The sequence below is a fragment of the Larkinella rosea genome, assembly GCF_003858635.1.
GTDB lineage: Bacteria > Bacteroidota > Bacteroidia > Cytophagales > Spirosomataceae > Larkinella > Larkinella rosea.
In genome coordinates this window covers 356032-371760 of the sequence record NZ_RQJO01000009.1, presented here as the reverse complement: position 1 = coordinate 371760, position 15729 = coordinate 356032, and the positions used below count along the sequence as shown (strand labels likewise).

General features: G+C 51.4%; 9 protein-coding genes. 6 read left to right on the top strand and 3 right to left on the bottom strand.

Annotated elements, in window-relative coordinates; translation table 11 throughout:
* Positions 1–13 precede the first annotated feature (13 nt).
* Complete coding sequence (locus tag EHT25_RS17465) at positions 14–1849, top strand: DNA polymerase III subunit gamma/tau (RefSeq protein WP_124876428.1); 1836 nt, start codon at positions 14–16, stop codon at positions 1847–1849.
* A gap of 43 nt (positions 1850–1892) precedes the next feature.
* On the opposite strand, the gene EHT25_RS17460 is transcribed toward EHT25_RS17465, so the two are convergent.
* The 3 genes from EHT25_RS17460 to EHT25_RS17450 form a co-directional block, all read right to left on the bottom strand.
* Complete coding sequence (locus EHT25_RS17460; RefSeq protein ID WP_124876427.1) at positions 1893–2543, bottom strand: alpha/beta hydrolase; 651 nt, start codon at positions 2541–2543, stop codon at positions 1893–1895.
* A 62-nt stretch (positions 2544–2605) separates the two neighbouring features.
* Positions 2606–3598, bottom strand: coding sequence for a phosphotriesterase family protein (locus EHT25_RS17455; protein WP_124876426.1), 993 nt, complete (start codon positions 3596–3598; stop codon positions 2606–2608).
* A gap of 16 nt (positions 3599–3614) precedes the next feature.
* Positions 3615–4724, bottom strand: a complete 1110-nt coding sequence (locus EHT25_RS17450; protein ID WP_124876425.1) for a tetratricopeptide repeat protein — start codon at positions 4722–4724, stop codon at positions 3615–3617.
* A 113-nt stretch (positions 4725–4837) separates the two neighbouring features.
* Here EHT25_RS17450 and EHT25_RS17445 point away from each other — a divergent pair, with 113 nt between their 5' ends.
* From EHT25_RS17445 to EHT25_RS17425, 5 genes are all read left to right on the top strand, one after another.
* On the top strand, positions 4838–6073 hold the full coding sequence (locus EHT25_RS17445; protein WP_124876424.1) for a M16 family metallopeptidase: 1236 nt from the start codon (positions 4838–4840) through the stop codon (positions 6071–6073).
* A gap of 39 nt (positions 6074–6112) precedes the next feature.
* Positions 6113–6589, top strand: coding sequence for a 2-C-methyl-D-erythritol 2,4-cyclodiphosphate synthase (gene ispF, locus EHT25_RS17440; protein WP_124876423.1), 477 nt, complete (start codon positions 6113–6115; stop codon positions 6587–6589).
* Between the two features lie 45 nt (positions 6590–6634).
* A complete protein-coding gene (locus tag EHT25_RS17435) occupies positions 6635–7777 on the top strand; it encodes an amidohydrolase family protein (protein WP_124876422.1) in 1143 nt (380 codons plus the stop codon).
* Positions 7778–7875: 98 nt separating this feature from the next.
* Positions 7876–8973: a dipeptide epimerase gene (locus tag EHT25_RS17430; RefSeq protein WP_124876421.1), complete on the top strand. Its 1098-nt coding sequence runs from the start codon at positions 7876–7878 to the stop codon at positions 8971–8973.
* An 87-nt stretch (positions 8974–9060) separates the two neighbouring features.
* The gene (locus EHT25_RS17425) at positions 9061–15729 is read left to right on the top strand and encodes a polyketide synthase (RefSeq protein WP_124876420.1); all 6669 of its coding nucleotides are present in this window, start codon (positions 9061–9063) and stop codon (positions 15727–15729) included.

Genomic DNA, 15729 nt, shown 5'->3' with positions numbered 1-15729 from the left:
CTAACTTGCCGACATGGATAACTTCGTTGTCTCGGCCCGGAAATACCGTCCGGCTACCTTCGATACCGTCGTCGGACAGGCACATATTACGACCACTCTCAAGAACGCGATTCTCACCAATCACCTGGCCCAGGCATTCCTGTTTTGCGGGCCGCGGGGGGTTGGGAAAACCACCTGTGCCCGGATTCTGGCCAAAACTATCAACTGCCAGAACCTCGGCAAAAGCGATGCCGTCGAACCCTGCGATCACTGCGAATCGTGCGTCAGTTTTAATCAAAATGCGTCGTTCAATATCCATGAGTTAGATGCCGCTTCCAACAACTCGGTGGAAGATATCCGGAATCTGATCGATCAGGTCCGCTATCCGCCCCAGTCGGGTAAGTACAAAATTTACATCATCGATGAGGTTCACATGCTGTCGCAGGCTGCGTTTAACGCCTTCCTGAAAACGCTGGAAGAACCGCCCTCCTACGCCATTTTTATTCTGGCGACCACGGAAAAACATAAAATTCTGCCAACGATCCTGTCGCGTTGCCAGCTCTTTGATTTCAACCGGATTCAGCCGCGCGACATCAGCGACCACCTGGCCAGCATTGCGCGAAAAGAAGGGTACGAAACCGAATACGAAGCCCTCGAACTCATTGCCCAGAAAGCCGATGGCGGTTTGCGCGATGCCCTTTCGATGTTCGACCTGAACATTACGTTTTCGGAAGACCGGGTGCTGCGTTACAAGGAAGTGCTCGAAAATCTCCACATTCTCGATTACGATTATTATTTCCGGTTAACGGATCTGCTGCTGGCGGCCAACCTCCCGCAAAGCATGCTGCTGTTCGACGAAATCCTGCGCAAAGGCTTTGATGGTCACCAGTTTATCGTAGGGCTGAGCGAGCATTTCCGGAATCTGCTGGTTTGCAAGGATGCGGCCACGGTTCAGTTGCTGCAGGTCGGTGAAAGCATTCAGCAAAAGTACCTGCAACAGGCCGCCGAAGCGCCTTTGAGCTTTCTACTGTCGGCCCTGAGCGTCGGTGCGCAGTGCGATCTGAATTACAAAGCGGCTAAAAACCAGCGGTTACACGTCGAAGTCGGCCTGATGAAACTGGCGAACCTGCCGAACGTGCTCGATCTTTCCTCCATACCGGTTTTATCCGCCGATTCTGCTCAGAAAATACCGCACGAAATCGATCGGGCCGAAAAAAAAAAGGACAGCTTAATCGAGTCTAGTGCTCCAGTTCTAACGCCGGAGCCCACAGCAATTCCGTCGCTCACGAGTGAACCCACGAATGGGTATCATCCGCGGCCGAACGGAAACGGCACCGTAAAACCGCTGCCGGAACGCGGCCCCGTCAGTACCGAAATTCCAAAACCAGTCAGCAGTAAGCTACGTACAACGGCCAATCTGGTGAGCGTCGAACGACCGGTTTCGGTGATTGCCGAGGTGGCCGAAACCATTTTGGTGAAAGCTTCCGAGCAGCCCAAAGTGGATAAACCGTTCATTTTTGAACAGTTGAAAGCCGCCTGGCAAACCTTCGCCCGCATCCGTGATCAACAGGGCGGTTCACAAACCGAGCAGGTGATTCTCAACCGGGACATCCGGCTGGAGGAAACCACGATTCACATTGCCCTCGACAATTCCCTGCAAGTCGATCTGCTGACCGATCTGCGGCAGGATTTGCTGACCTATCTGCGGCAGGAACTCCAGAACAGCCAGATTCAGCTGGTTCACGATATTGCCGCGCAGGAAATCCGAAAAATGATTTACACACCCCAGGATAAATTCAATTACCTGGCAGAAAAAAATCCGGCGCTCCTGGAATTAAAGCGGACACTGGGGCTGGACGTTGATTATTAAAAGGATGAACGATGAATTGACAGGCGCGTATAATTTCTATCTACTATAGTGATTCATGCAGTAAAGCCGCTATTTTCTCAGTAAGCTCAATGGATTTGTTAACTGTCATAAAATGACCTCCGCCAGTAACTTTCAAATCGCAATGAATAAATCGAATCGGTAGTATTCGGTCTGCTGTACCATGAATGTGTTTTAGGTTTTGATGCAGTATGGTATTCCTCCAGTTTACAATTTTATCTATTGCCCATTTCAAAAATACATCATCGGTATCGCGCAGGATTGCCGCCAGCATTCTTCGATCTTCACGGGTCTGTACCCCGAAAAACCAATCGCTGATCCGAGTGGGTCTTTTCAAAAGTCTTGTTGGCAAAAACTTATGAAAGTTAAAATAGCCTGCAAATCGGTAATAGAATGGGACTTCCTGGCGGTTCTTTGCAGAAGCAATTAAAATTATTTTTTCAGTATCAATGAGTTTTGCTACCTCCGTTGCCATTATCCCGCCAAATGAAAGTCCAACCAATATGGGTCTGTTGACATGAATTTGCTCAATCAGCCTTCCCGCATAATGCTCGATGGTTTCATTCTCTTCGGGGCAAATCCAATGAATAAATGTTACGTCAAATTCCGAAAACGTTACGTATTTAAATACCCGCTCGTCCGCTCCTAAACCGCTAAAAATGAAAACCTTTTTCATCTTTGACTCATCAAAATGTAGGCATAGTAAGAATTTTCAGCCAACTAGAGGGCGGCTAATTCTTAACCCTTAATTAAAAACGCTTCCTTCGGATTTTCGACCAGAATCTGCTTCCAGTCTTTTTTGGTAAATCCTTTCCGGTTGAGTTCGGGCATCAGTTTGGTGAATAAAACCGTATAATCCCGACCGATGGAACCGCCGTTGGGTTGCGCCGGATCGTACCAGCCCGCGTCGTGCGAAAGCAAGGTTCGATGCAAAAACCGGTTTTCTTTCATCAGCAACAAGGTATCGACGTACTGATTCACATTCGTCGCATCCAAACCGTCCAGACTGACCCAGGCTCCTTCACGAACGGCGCGGGCGTAATGCACCATATTGTTCCCCTGCGCATGAACCCATACGAAAGCCGACGGATCAACCCCTTCCGTTTTCAAAACTTCAATCTGCTCGAACGCCGGAACGAACGGCCCGGTATGCGAGCAAATGGTCAAACCGGTGCGTTTGTGAGTCCGGGCGGCTGCGGTAATCAGTTTGCGGTGTTGGTCGGACAAGGGTCCGGGATTGACGCCAATTTTCAGGAAAGCCGGTCGGATACCGGTTCCGTCAATCCCGTTTTCAAATTCGGCCACCCAGCGGTCGGCGAGCTGATCAGCGGTTTCCGTAAAGGCGTGGGCGGGCAAAAATTTGTCGTTCGACGCGCCGTAATACCCCGTATTGGTCAGCATCCGGACACCCGACTGTTCCGATAACTCTTTCAGTAACAACGGATCACGGCCCAGGTAGGCGGGTGTACATTCGATCAGCGTCCGAACGCCCAGCTTGTGCAGCTTTTGCAGGTAAGGCAGCATTCGGGCCACCACGTCCGGGCGTTTCCACCGCTCCGGACTGATTTTGTCGGCACCAATAAAATCGACCAGAATGTGTTCGTGAATCAGCGTCAGGCCCAGTTCCGACGCCCGGACGGGACCCGTTACGGTCTGGAGGACCGGTTTTGTTCGGAAAACCGGCCAAAGCCCGGCGGCCATTGACGTTTTCAGAAATGTCCGGCGTTTCATCCTGCCTGGCGCGTGCTTATGATTTCAGATAATTCTTCGCTTCCTGAATCGAAGACTTGTATTCGGCCAGGCTCAATACTTTTTTGTACATCGACTTCGCCCGGTTTCGGTCGCCCGTCTGAGCCGAAATCCGGGCCAAACCGCTGTAGGCATGGGCCGCAAACTCTTTCGTAAACACATCGTCGACGGGTAGTTTAAGGGCAGCCTGGTAGCTTTCAACCGCCAATTTAGGATTGCCATTCAGTTTTTCCTCGATTATCCCGTCCAATACTTTGATCGGCATGGCCAGAAATTTCTGCGGGAGCGTCCGCAGTCGCTCCAGATACGGTTGGACCTCGCGATACCGGCCTGATTGCGCCAGCGCTTCGGCACAACGTAGCGTAAAAATGGGGTTCTGCGGGTATTTATCCGCCAGCGGTTTCAGGCAGGCAGCCGCCCGGGCGGATTGACTTTCGTGCTGCATGTAAATCTGACCCAGGTAAAGTGCCGTTTCGGTGCGGGTAAAAACGCCCCGTCGGATGGCGGTTTCCATCTGCTTCATACCCAGCGCCATATCGCCACTCTGAAAAAAAAGAAGCAGCGGTTTTGAGACCGGATGATCCATTGGATACCGCTCGATGTAGTAATTGTAAAGCCCGGTTGAAAAATAGAATTCCGGGTTTTTCTCCATTAATTTAAAACCCTTTTTCAGGTAACTATAGGCTTTCTGAGCTTCTCCGACGGCTTTCATCATCTCGTTGTCGTAGTGGTATTTCATGGCCAGATAGCCGTGGGAAGCGAGCGAAAAAAAGGCACCTTCGGGGTCCTCTTCATTCCGGTCCAGCATTTTTTTGGACAGCGCAACGCTCTGGTTGAGGTAGTTCGTGTACTGCGCCGTTGCCGATTTGTTGTCTTTGATGGGTAAATATTGCCAGTACATTTCAACGGCTTTCAGCAGCGGAACCACCGGATGCTGTGGATATTTGGCTTTCACCTGACGAATGTAATCGTCGGCTTCGTCAAATTCGTAATTGTAAATTTTATCCGAAGCTTTTAGAAGAAGCTGCTGCACTCCGGCGTCGTCAAGCAACTGACCCACAGCCAAAAACGGGGCGAATAAGAAAAGAATAAAGCAGAATTTTTTCATGAGATGGCGTGTTGGCAAGTTACGGGAATGTTCTTTTTTGAAGAATACGATTTGACCCTTACTTTTGTTTATTCTCAAAACGCCTAACGATACCCCCACCGAAAAAGTTTGCCATGATTCGATTCGAGCATTTTGTGTTAGATAACGGCTTGCAGGTCTACGTTCATGAAGACCCAACGAGCCCGATGGCTACGGTTAATATTTTGTACAATGTCGGGTCGCGGGATGAGGATGCGGGAAAAACCGGCTTTGCCCATTTGTTCGAACACCTGATGTTTGGAGGCTCCCGAAACATTCCGAGTTACGACGAACCGCTGCAAAAAGTCGGGGGCGAAAACAACGCCTTTACCTCACCCGATATCACGAATTACTACATCACGCTCCCCTCCGCCAACCTGGAAACCGCCTTCTGGCTGGAATCCGACCGCATGTTGAGTCTTTCATTCGACCCGGCAGTTCTGGATGTGCAGCAAAAAGTGGTGATCGAAGAATTCAAGCAACGATATCTCAACCAACCATACGGCGATATCTGGCTGAAACTGCGTCCGCTGGCGTATAAGGTGCATCCATATCGGTGGGCCACGATCGGGAAAGACATCAGCCACATCGAAAACGCCACGCTTGATGATGTAAAACAGTTTTTTTATACGCATTATCTCCCCAACAACGCCAATCTGGTGGTGGGCGGCAATGTTACCGTCGAGCAGGTCAAGCAGTTGTGTAAGAAATGGTTTGAACCCATTCCGGCGGGCAACGTATACGCTCGCAGTCTGCCCCAGGAGCCCATACAAACCGAAGCCCGGTTTCTGGAAACCGTTGCCGAAGTCCCTTTAAATGCGCTTTATAAAGTGTACCACATGCCGGGTCGTTTCTCCGAAGGCTACTACAGCGCCGATTTGCTAAGCGATGTGTTAGGTCGGGGAAAATCGTCGCGGTTATACCAGAAATTGCTGAAAGAGCAGGCCCTGTTTACCGGTATTTCGGCCCACACCAGCGGTTCACTCGATCCCGGTTTACTCGTTATCAGCGGTTCGCTGAACCAGGGCGTCTCTTTGGAGGAAGCAGACGCGGCCATTGAATCGGTTCTGAATGAGATCATTGGCCAAACCATGTCGGAAGACGAACTGGCGAAAGTGAAGAATCAGGCGGAAGCCTCGCTGGCATTTTCGGAAGTTGAACTGCTCAACCGGGCCATGAACCTGGCGTATGCAGCCAATGCCGGTAATGCAGATTGGGTCAATCAGGAAACGGAACGGATCCAGGCCATTACACCGGACGATATTCAACGGACGGCCAGCCAGATACTCCGAAAAGAAAACCGCTCAACCTTGTTTTATCGGGCCGCGTAGGTCGGGCCGCGTAGGTCGGGCTGAATAAATTGAACCAATATGAAAATCCGCGTCGGACAAGGATACGATGTGCATCAACTGACCGAAAACCGGGCGTTCTGGCTGGGTGGTATCCTGATTCCGCACACGCATGGCGCGCTGGGGCATTCCGACGCCGATGTGGTTTGTCACGTGATCTGTGATGCGTTGCTGGGCGCGGCAAACCTGCGGAACATCGGCTACCATTTTTCGGACAAAGATCCGCGCTGGAAAGGCGTCGACAGCAAATTGCTGCTGGCCGAAGTGCTTAAAATGATTCGCGAAAAAGGCTATGAAGTTTCGAACATTGACGTAACCGTTGTGTTGCAGGAACCGAAACTGAATCCGCACATTCCGGCGATGAAAACCTGCCTGTCGGGGGTCATGCAAATCCCGGAAGATGACATTTCGATTAAAGCCACAACCTCCGAACACCTCGGTTTTGTGGGCCGGAAAGAAGGCATTGCGGCTTTTTGCGTTGCGTTGATTTATGCCTGAGTCTGTCGGCAAACGATTGTATTCCACTGATTTACCTGATAAAATATGACGCTATCCCTGCGCTTTTTCTCCGCTCTTTCAGCGCTGTCCCTCCTGCTCGGTACGGCTTACGCGCAACCCAAAGTTTCGACCCCCAGCGGACCGATCGATTTTGAGGAATACGAACCGGTTTCGACGCTCAAGACACCGGAACACAAACTGACCCGCGCCAAATACCCCTTTATCGACGTTCACAACCACCAGTATGAGATGGACCGGGCCGATTTGCGGAAGCTGGTCACTCAGATGGACAGCCTGAATATGGGCATCATGGTCAACCTGAGCGGACGCGGTTTTACGTCGAACACCGCCGAAAGCACCACGTTTCTGGAGAATGCCCTGGCGAATGTGCAGAAAAGCTACCCGAAACGGCTGGCGGTTTTTACTAACATCAACTTCGTCAACGTGGGCGAACCAGGCTGGACGGAGAAAGCCGTCAAGCAGTTGGAAGACGACATCAAAAAAGGCGCTAAAGGGTTAAAAATCTACAAGAGTCTGGGTTTCAATGTAAAAGATGTCGACGGCAAACGGGTTCGGGTGGATGATCCGCGCCTGGATCCGATCTGGGCCAAGTGCGGTCAGTTGGGCGTACCGGTTTTGATTCATACCGCCGATCCCAAACCGTTCTGGGACCCGATGGACCGCTTCAACGAACGCTGGCTTGAATTGAAGCTCAATCCGGGTCGGAAACGCTCATCCGACAATCCGGTGCCCTGGCAGCAGCTCATTGCGGAACAGCACAATGTATTCAGGAAACACCCGAAAACCACTTTCATCAACGCCCACATGGGCTGGTACCCGAACGATCTGGTCAAACTGGACAGCCTGATGAAGGTGTTCCCGAATATGCTCGTCGAAATCGGGGCGGTGATTGCCGAACTCGGCCGGCAACCGCGGGCCTCCCGCAAGTTCTTTGAAAAGTATCAGGACCGGATTTTGTTCGGCAAAGACAGTTGGGTTCCGTCGGAATACGCAACTTATTTCCGCGTGCTGGAAACCGATGACGAGTATTTCCCGTACCACAAAAAATACCACGCGTTCTGGCGGATGTACGGCATGGCGTTGCCGGACGAGGTGCTGAAAAAAGTGTATTACAAAAACGCCCTGCGGATCATTCCGGGTTTGGACAAATCCCAGTTCCCGAACTAACGTACCCACGGACTTTAGTCCGTGAGATTATTACATTTCAGCAGCGCATATCAACTCCCGTGATTAGATTACACGGACTAAAGTCCGTGGGTACGAGCATGAAAATCAGCCACATCGACGTTTTCAAGTTCAATATTCCGCTCAAAGCCCCGATCGCTATTTCGTTGGGAACCATCGAAAGCGCCCGGAATCTGCTTGTCCGGATTCACGCCGATGGCTTGATCGGTTGGGGCGAAGGTTCGCCGTTCTGGATGATTGTGGGCGAAACCCAGGAAACCGGGTATGCTGCTGCGCGTGATTTTGCCAGACTGCTGATTGGGCAAAACGCACTGGATATCGAAGGAAACCTGAACCGGCTCGACGCTTACCTGCCGAATCATCCAACCCTAAAAAGTGCCTTCGATATGGCGCTGTACGACCTGGCCGCGAAAGCCGCCAGAATGCCATTGTATGCTTTTCTGGGCGGAACCAAACGGACGCTGGTGACCGACGAAACGATTTACCTCAATTCGCCGGAGCGCATGGCCCAGGACGCCATTCGAATCAAGGAAAAAGGCGGTGTAGCCATCAAAGTCAAGCTCGGTACCAACCAGCGCGACGACATCCGGCGCGTGGAAGTAATTCGGGAAGCCGTTGGCGGGGGGATTCCGATTCGAACGGATGCCAATCAGGGCTGGGACTATGTGACGGCGGTGAATGTGCTGAGAACCATTCAGGACTGGAATATTGAGTACTGCGAACAACCGGTCAAAGCCTGGAATATAGCCGATCTGAAACAACTTCGTCAAAAAACCACCGTTCCCCTCATGGCCGACGAATCACTGTTTCATCATCGTGATGCGCTGCGGCTGGCGCAGGAAGCTGCGGTCGATTACTTTAACATCAAATTATCTAAAAGTGGCGGTATCTTCAACGCTCTGAAAATAAATACGATTGCCGAAGCCGCCGGTATTCCGTGCATGATCGGCTGTATGTCCGAATCCCGGCTGGCGATTACCGCGAAGGCCCATTTTGCCTCTGCCCGCCGAAATATTACGTTTTTCGATCTGGATGCTCCTTTCGAGCACGCGGCCGATCCGGTGGTTGACGGTGTTGTTTATGACGGATATGCAGTTAGGTTATCAGACAATTGGGGAATCGGGGCCGAAATCGATGCCCTATTTCTTGAGTCGCTGGAAAATTACACGATTCGGTAACTTATTCCCGCTTTAAGCAGCTTTACTTCCTCAAAGGTTGGTATAGAATTTGCATTCTTTTATTGTTTTCTCCTAACCAATAAAAGAATGCACTCAACGGATGATATCAACGCATTTCAGGCTAAAAATGCGGCTTTGCTACTTCATCAGTTGGTTGAACAACAGGCGACAAAAACACCGGAATCCATTGCCATCCTGGATTCTTCCAGTGCTATTTCATTTGCCGAACTCAATAACCGATCGTCTCAATTAGCTCATTTCCTTCGTTTAAAAGGCGTACAAAAAGAACAGTTCATTGGTATTTATTTGGATCGCTCCGCTGAGATGATCACGGCGGTACTGGCTATTCTAAAGGCGGGTTGTGCATTCGTACCGATTGATCCCGCATATCCTGCCGAACGCATTAATTATATCGTTACGGATACGGAAATGCCGCTGATTTTATGCAGCCGGAAGTCGCACCCGGAATTGCCTGCTTCATTAATCAGCAACTCAACTACTACGCTTCTGGAAATTGATTATTCGAACGAAACCGCTTATATAAATTCCGACAATGCCAACCCGGTTTTAGTATCCCCCACGGATTTAGCCTACGTCATTTATACATCGGGTTCGACCGGTAAACCCAAAGGGGTTTTGATTGAACATCGGTCAATTTCTAATTATATTCAAAGCAGTATTCAGCACTATTCGTCTCCCAACCCTTCCAATTCCGGTAGTTATTTTCACCTCCCTTTGACGTTCGATGCATCGTTAACGGCGCTGTTCGTTCCCTTACTAACGGGAAAAACCATCGTTGTCAGTTCGGCAGCTCCGCTGAATGTTTTCAACGATGATTCACTGATCCGTCAGGCCCCGTTCGACTTTCTGAAACTGACACCCGCGCAGTTTCTGTTGCTGGAAAGCGCAACGGACGATCGGGCAAAACAGAGCACCAGAACCTACGTAGTCGGCGGAGAAGCCTTGCACCAGCGCCATTTTCAATTCCTCATTAACAACCGCATCAACGCCGAAATCATCAACGAATACGGCCCTACAGAAGCCACCGTGGGCTGCATTTCGTACCGATTTTCTGTTCAGAATCGTGTTCCGGTTTTTCAGAATGGGCTGTTGATTGGCAAGCCGATGCCCAATGTGTCCATTTATTTGCTGGACGAATCGCTGCAACCTGTCCCGGTCGGAACGGAGGGTGAAATTTATATCGGCGGTGTGCAGGTAGCCCGCGGTTATCTGAATAATGTGGCATTAACCAACGAAAAATTCCGGACTGATCCCTTCTCGAATGAGCCGAAGGCGCGGATGTATAAATCCGGTGATTTAGGCCGCTGGCATCCCGATGGAAATATCGAATATCTGGGCCGAATCGATGAGCAGGTTAAAATTCAGGGATTCCGTATTGAGCTCGGCGAAGTTGAAAATGCCTTGATGCTATATCCCGGAATTATCCGGTGTGTTGCTCACGCAGTTGAGGGAAGTTTGGGCGAAAAACGATTGGTTGCCTATTACGTCAGCAACGAAGATAAGCTCGAAAAAAGTGCGGTTTTTGCTTTTTTAAAAAACCGCTTACCGGAATTTATGATTCCGGCGTTATTGATAAAAATCGATTCAATACCGCTTTCACCCAACGGTAAAGTAGACCGAAAGTTATTACCAAAACCGGAAACAAAACGATCCGAATTAAATGCTCTATACGTAGCACCCGTTTCACCAACTGAAAAGAAAATTGCCACGCTCTGGGCTTCTCTCCTACAGTTGGATAAAGTAGGTCTGGAAGACAATTTCTTCGAGCTGGGCGGCACTTCTATCCTGAGCGTTAAATGCATTAGCCTTCTAAAACAGCAATTTGAGCGCGACGTATCCGTAACCAAAGTATACCAATATCCGACCGTTCGGGCACTGAGTCTTTTCATCGACGGTGAACCCATCAATTTACCAAAAGCGACTAAAAACAAAGGGGTTACCAGACAGAATCGGGAGGATGTGGCCGTTATTGGCATGTCGGGCCGTTTTCCGGGAGCCAACACCATTCCGGAACTTTGGGAACTGCTGAAACAGGGAAAAGAAACCACCCGGTTTTTTTCTGAAGCTGAGCTGGATGCCTCCATTCCGGATGCCCTCAAAAACGCACCCAATTACGTAAAAGCGCGGGGAGTCCTCTCTGATGCCGATCAATTTGATCCGGCGTTTTTTGGACTGAGCCCCCGACTGGCCGAAGTAATGGACCCGCAGCAGCGCATTTTCCTGGAAATCGCCTGGGAGGTTCTCGAACAAACCGGTTATCTCCCCTCCAAATTTGCGGATTTAATTGGCGTATTTGCCGGATGCGGTAACAACACATATTACCTGAACAATGTGCACGGCAACCAGCAGGTAATGACTCAAATCGGTGGTTTTCAGGCCATGACGGTTAATGAAAAAGATTACATCGCTTCCCGGACGGCTTACCAGCTTAACCTGAAAGGACCTGCCGTCAGTGTTTATTCGGCCTGTTCCACCTCACTGCTGGCCATTTCGCTGGCTGTCGAAAGCATCCGAAACGGTCAATGCGAGCTGGCCCTGGCCGGTGGTGCCAGCATTACCGCACCCATCAACAGCGGTCATCTGTACGAAGAAGGGGCAATGCTGAGTCGGGACGGCCACTGCCGGTCGTTCGATGCCAACGCCAGTGGTACGGTTTTCAGCGATGGCGCGGGCGTTGTTCTCCTCAAAAACCTGGAAGCCGCCCGACAGGACGGTGATTTGATTTATGCCGTCATAAAAGGCGTGGGAGTCAACAACGACGGCGCCGGAAAGGGTAGTTTTACCGCCCCCAACACCGAAGGACAGGCCGGAGCCATCGCCACGGCCATGGCCGACGCCCGCATCGACCCCGCCACAATTCAGTACGTGGAAGCCCACGGAACTGCGACTCCGCTGGGTGACCCCATTGAAATGGAGGGACTTAAACTGGCCTTCGGGCCGTCAGTTCCTCTTCAGTCGTGTGCCATTGGGTCCATCAAGAGTAACATGGGACACTTAACGGCGGCCGCCGGAGTAGCTGGTTTTATCAAAACCGCCCTCGCGCTCCATCACCGCCAGATTCCGGCGTCCCTCGGTTTTTCGAGACCAAATCCGCACATCAACTTTGCGGATAGTCCCTTTTTTGTCAATACCGCACTCCGTGAATGGGAGTCGGACGGTCCGCGTCGGGCGGGCGTCAGTTCATTTGGCGTAGGGGGCACGAATGTCCACGTAGTGCTCGAAGAATTTGAAAACAGGCCGCAACTTTCTTCACCAGGCCGTGATTTCCAATTACTTACCTGGTCGGCGAAAACACCCGCCAGCCGGGAAGCGTATGGCACTCGATTGTTCGACTATCTTGAGAAAAACCGCACTACGAATCTGGCCGACGTGGCTTTTACCCTCCAAACGACCCGGCCCGATTTCAGCCATCGGCGGTTTCTGGTTTTACCCAAAGATGGCCCAATAACCGAAAACCGGTTGCTGATTCGTCCGGATTTGTCGAACCAAAAAAATGTTACCCAAAAACCGGGGGAGGTCGTTTTTCTATTTCCGGGACAGGGCGCGCAGTACCTCAATATGGGTCGCCAGTTGTACGAAACCGAAACCGTGTTTCGGCAAGCTGTCGATAGCTGTGCGGAGCTGTTGCAGCCTCACCTGCAAATCGACATCCGCGCCATTATTTACGCCCAAATCCCTGATTCTAAAGCCAATGAACGGCTGCGAGATACCCGTTATACGCAGCCCGCACTTTTCGTTACCGAATATGCATTGGCCCGGTTGTGGATGAGTTGGGGCATTGAACCCAGTATTTTCTGCGGTCACAGCATCGGCGAATTTGTGGGCGCTCATCTGGCCGGTATTTTCACGCTGGCCGACGCTCTGAAACTCATCGCGATGCGCGGGCAGCTTGTGAGTGAACTCCCGACCGGCGATATGCTCTCCGTGCGTCTCGAAGCCGACGCGTTGCGGGCAATTTTACCGAAAACCTTGTCCATTGCCGCCATCAACAGCCCGAAACATTGTGTCGTAGCTGGCCCTCAGCCGAACATCGCCGACTTTATTAATCTGCTGGACCAACAAGAAATTCCAAACCGGTTACTGGTGACGAGTCACGCATTTCACTCGGCCATGATGGATCCGATTGTCGGTACGTTCCGGGAGGGCGTCGCGACAATTTCGCTGAATCGTCCCCGAAAACCGCTTATTTCGACCGTGAGCGGCACCTGGCTGACCGACGAACAGGCCGCCGACCCAACCTATTGGGCCAATCATTTGCGACAAACCGTCCGCTTCGCCGACGCCCTGCAGGTGGTTTCGGAACTGGACAATCCGCTTTGTCTGGAAGTCGGACCGGGCAATGTCACGGCGACACTGGCGCGACAACATCCGGCAGTCGGCAAGCATCCGGTGGTGACAAGTCTGGGAAACTGCAAAGGCGTAGAAATCGAAAGCCAGACCCTGCTCCAGGCGCTGGGGCAACTCTGGCTCAACGGTTTACAACCAAACTGGAACGCTTTTTATGCTCAACAGCATCGGGTCAGACTGCCCTTGCCGACGTATGCTTTTGACCGAAAACATTGCTGGCTTGATCCGCCGAAAACGATTCAACCAGCATCAACTCGTCCGGCTCAAACCGAGCTGGTTACCCGTCCGGATAATTCCTCCGTACCACATCCAATCATGAGAAAAACAACCTTCATTGAAAAGGTAAAAGAACTGCTGGAGGAAGCTTCGGGGATCGAAATGGGGGAGGTTTCGCCCGACCAAAGTTTTCTGGAGATTGGCCTGGACTCTCTCCTGCTCACGCAGGTTGCGATCATTCTGAAAAAAGAGTTTGGGTTGCCCATCACATTTCGGCAACTGAACGATGAATTCACGAACCTCGATCAGTTAGCGACCTATCTGGACCAGCAGTTGCCCGCCGATGCTTACCAGCCTGCGCCGACTCAACCCGAGTTTCAAGTTCCAATGACCGTCGCCCAAAACGGAGCATCACCGGTTTTAACAGCCAACGATTCAGCCATTGGCTTGATTGCCCAGCAGTTACAGATTCTGGCGAAGCAGGTTGCGTTGCTTGAAGGAAGCCAATCGACATTGCCAGCGGTTCCGTCCGCTGCCCCGGTTTCGGTTTCTTCCAACGGAAAACCAGCTTCGACCAAACTGGCGGATCTGACACCCGAAGAAGCGATCGAGATCAAAAAACCGTTCGGCGCAACAGCCCGTATCGACCGTCAGGTGACCGAACTGACTCCGCGCCAACAGCGGTTTTTACAGGAGTTGACGGCCCGGTACAACCAGAAAACCGGTGGTAGTAAAGCCTACTCGCAAAAACACCGGGCTGCGATGGCCGATCCACGGGTGGTTTCGGGTTTTAAGCCACTGACCAAGGAAATCGTTTATCCGCTGGTGGTCAACAAGTCAAAAGGCAGCCGGTTGTGGGACATCGACGGCAATGAATACATCGATGCCCTAAACGGTTTTGGCTCCAATCTCTTTGGTTATCAACCCGATGCAATCAAAGAAACGCTCCACGAACAGATTGAACTGGGCTTCGAAATCGGGCCGCAGCACGAGCTGGCCGGAGAGGTCTGTGATCTGATTGCCGAGTTTACGGGCATGGATCGGATCGCCTTGTGCAGCACCGGTTCCGAAGCGGTTTTAGGAACGATGCGCATTGCCCGAACGGTTACGGGTCGCTCACTGATTGTTGCTTTTACGGGCTCCTACCACGGTATTGTGGACGAGGTGATCGTGCGCGGAACACGAAAACTGAAGTCGTTTCCGGCGGCTTCGGGCATCATGCCGGAAGCGGTGCAGAACATGCTGATTCTGGACTATGGCACCGACGAATCGCTGAACATCATTCGGGAACGTGCGCACGAACTGGCGGCCGTACTGGTCGAGCCGGTGCAAAGCCGCCGTCCTGAATTTCAACCGGTTGCCTTTTTAAAAGAAGTTCGGGCCATTACGGCTGCATCGGGAACGGCCTTGATTTTTGACGAAGTCATCAGCGGTTTTCGCATGCATCCGGGCGGTGCCCAGGCCCTGTTTGGCATCAAAGCCGACCTGGCGTCCTACGGAAAAGTGGTGGGTGGCGGCTTACCCATCGGCGTCATTGCCGGCAAAAAGGCGTTCATGGATGCCCTCGATGGCGGTTTCTGGCAATACGGCGATGCGTCTTTTCCGGAAATTGGCGTTACATACTTTGCCGGAACCTTTGTCCGACACCCGCTGGCGCTGGCAGCCGCCAAAGCCTCGCTCACCCGCATGAAAGAGCTGGGGCCGGATTTGCAAAGAGGATTAACCCGCAAAGCCGAACGGATTGCCGAAACATTGAATGCCGATTTTCGGCGGCAGCAACTCCCCTTTTTCGTGGCGCAATTTGGCTCACTCTGGAAGCTGAAATTCAACGAAGAAATCCCGTACAGCGAGCTGCTCTTTACCCTGATGCGGGAAAAAGGCATTCACATCTGGGACGGTTTTCCGTGTTTTATTACCGCTGCACATTCTGATAAAGAAATTGACCTGATCATCAAGGCTTGTCTCGAAAGTGTCAATGAACTAATTGAAGCCGGTTTTTTTGTAAAAAAATCGTTAGATACTGAAGAAAACGAAGATAATTCCGCTCACCTTTCGTCTGATATATTCCCCGTTCCCGGTGCAAAATTAGGAAGAGATCGCAATGGGAACCCCGGCTGGTTCATTGAAAATCCAGACCAACCTGGAAAGTACATGAGCATTGAGTTAAAATGA

What these genes read in the sequence shown, in the direction of transcription:
- EHT25_RS17430 (WP_124876421.1), top strand. Translation starts at nt 7,876, where the DNA reads ATGAAAATCAGCCACATCGACGTTTTCAAGTTCAATATTCCGCTCAAA.
- EHT25_RS17435 (WP_124876422.1), top strand. Translation starts at nt 6,635, where the DNA reads ATGACGCTATCCCTGCGCTTTTTCTCCGCTCTTTCAGCGCTGTCCCTC.
- EHT25_RS17450 (WP_124876425.1), bottom strand. Translation starts at nt 4,724, where the DNA reads ATGAAAAAATTCTGCTTTATTCTTTTCTTATTCGCCCCGTTTTTGGCT.
- EHT25_RS17445 (WP_124876424.1), top strand. Translation starts at nt 4,838, where the DNA reads ATGATTCGATTCGAGCATTTTGTGTTAGATAACGGCTTGCAGGTCTAC.
- EHT25_RS17425 (WP_124876420.1), top strand. Translation starts at nt 9,061, where the DNA reads ATGCACTCAACGGATGATATCAACGCATTTCAGGCTAAAAATGCGGCT.
- ispF (WP_124876423.1), top strand. Translation starts at nt 6,113, where the DNA reads ATGAAAATCCGCGTCGGACAAGGATACGATGTGCATCAACTGACCGAA.
- EHT25_RS17465 (WP_124876428.1), top strand. Translation starts at nt 14, where the DNA reads ATGGATAACTTCGTTGTCTCGGCCCGGAAATACCGTCCGGCTACCTTC.
- EHT25_RS17460 (WP_124876427.1), bottom strand. Translation starts at nt 2,543, where the DNA reads ATGAAAAAGGTTTTCATTTTTAGCGGTTTAGGAGCGGACGAGCGGGTA.
- EHT25_RS17455 (WP_124876426.1), bottom strand. Translation starts at nt 3,598, where the DNA reads ATGAAACGCCGGACATTTCTGAAAACGTCAATGGCCGCCGGGCTTTGG.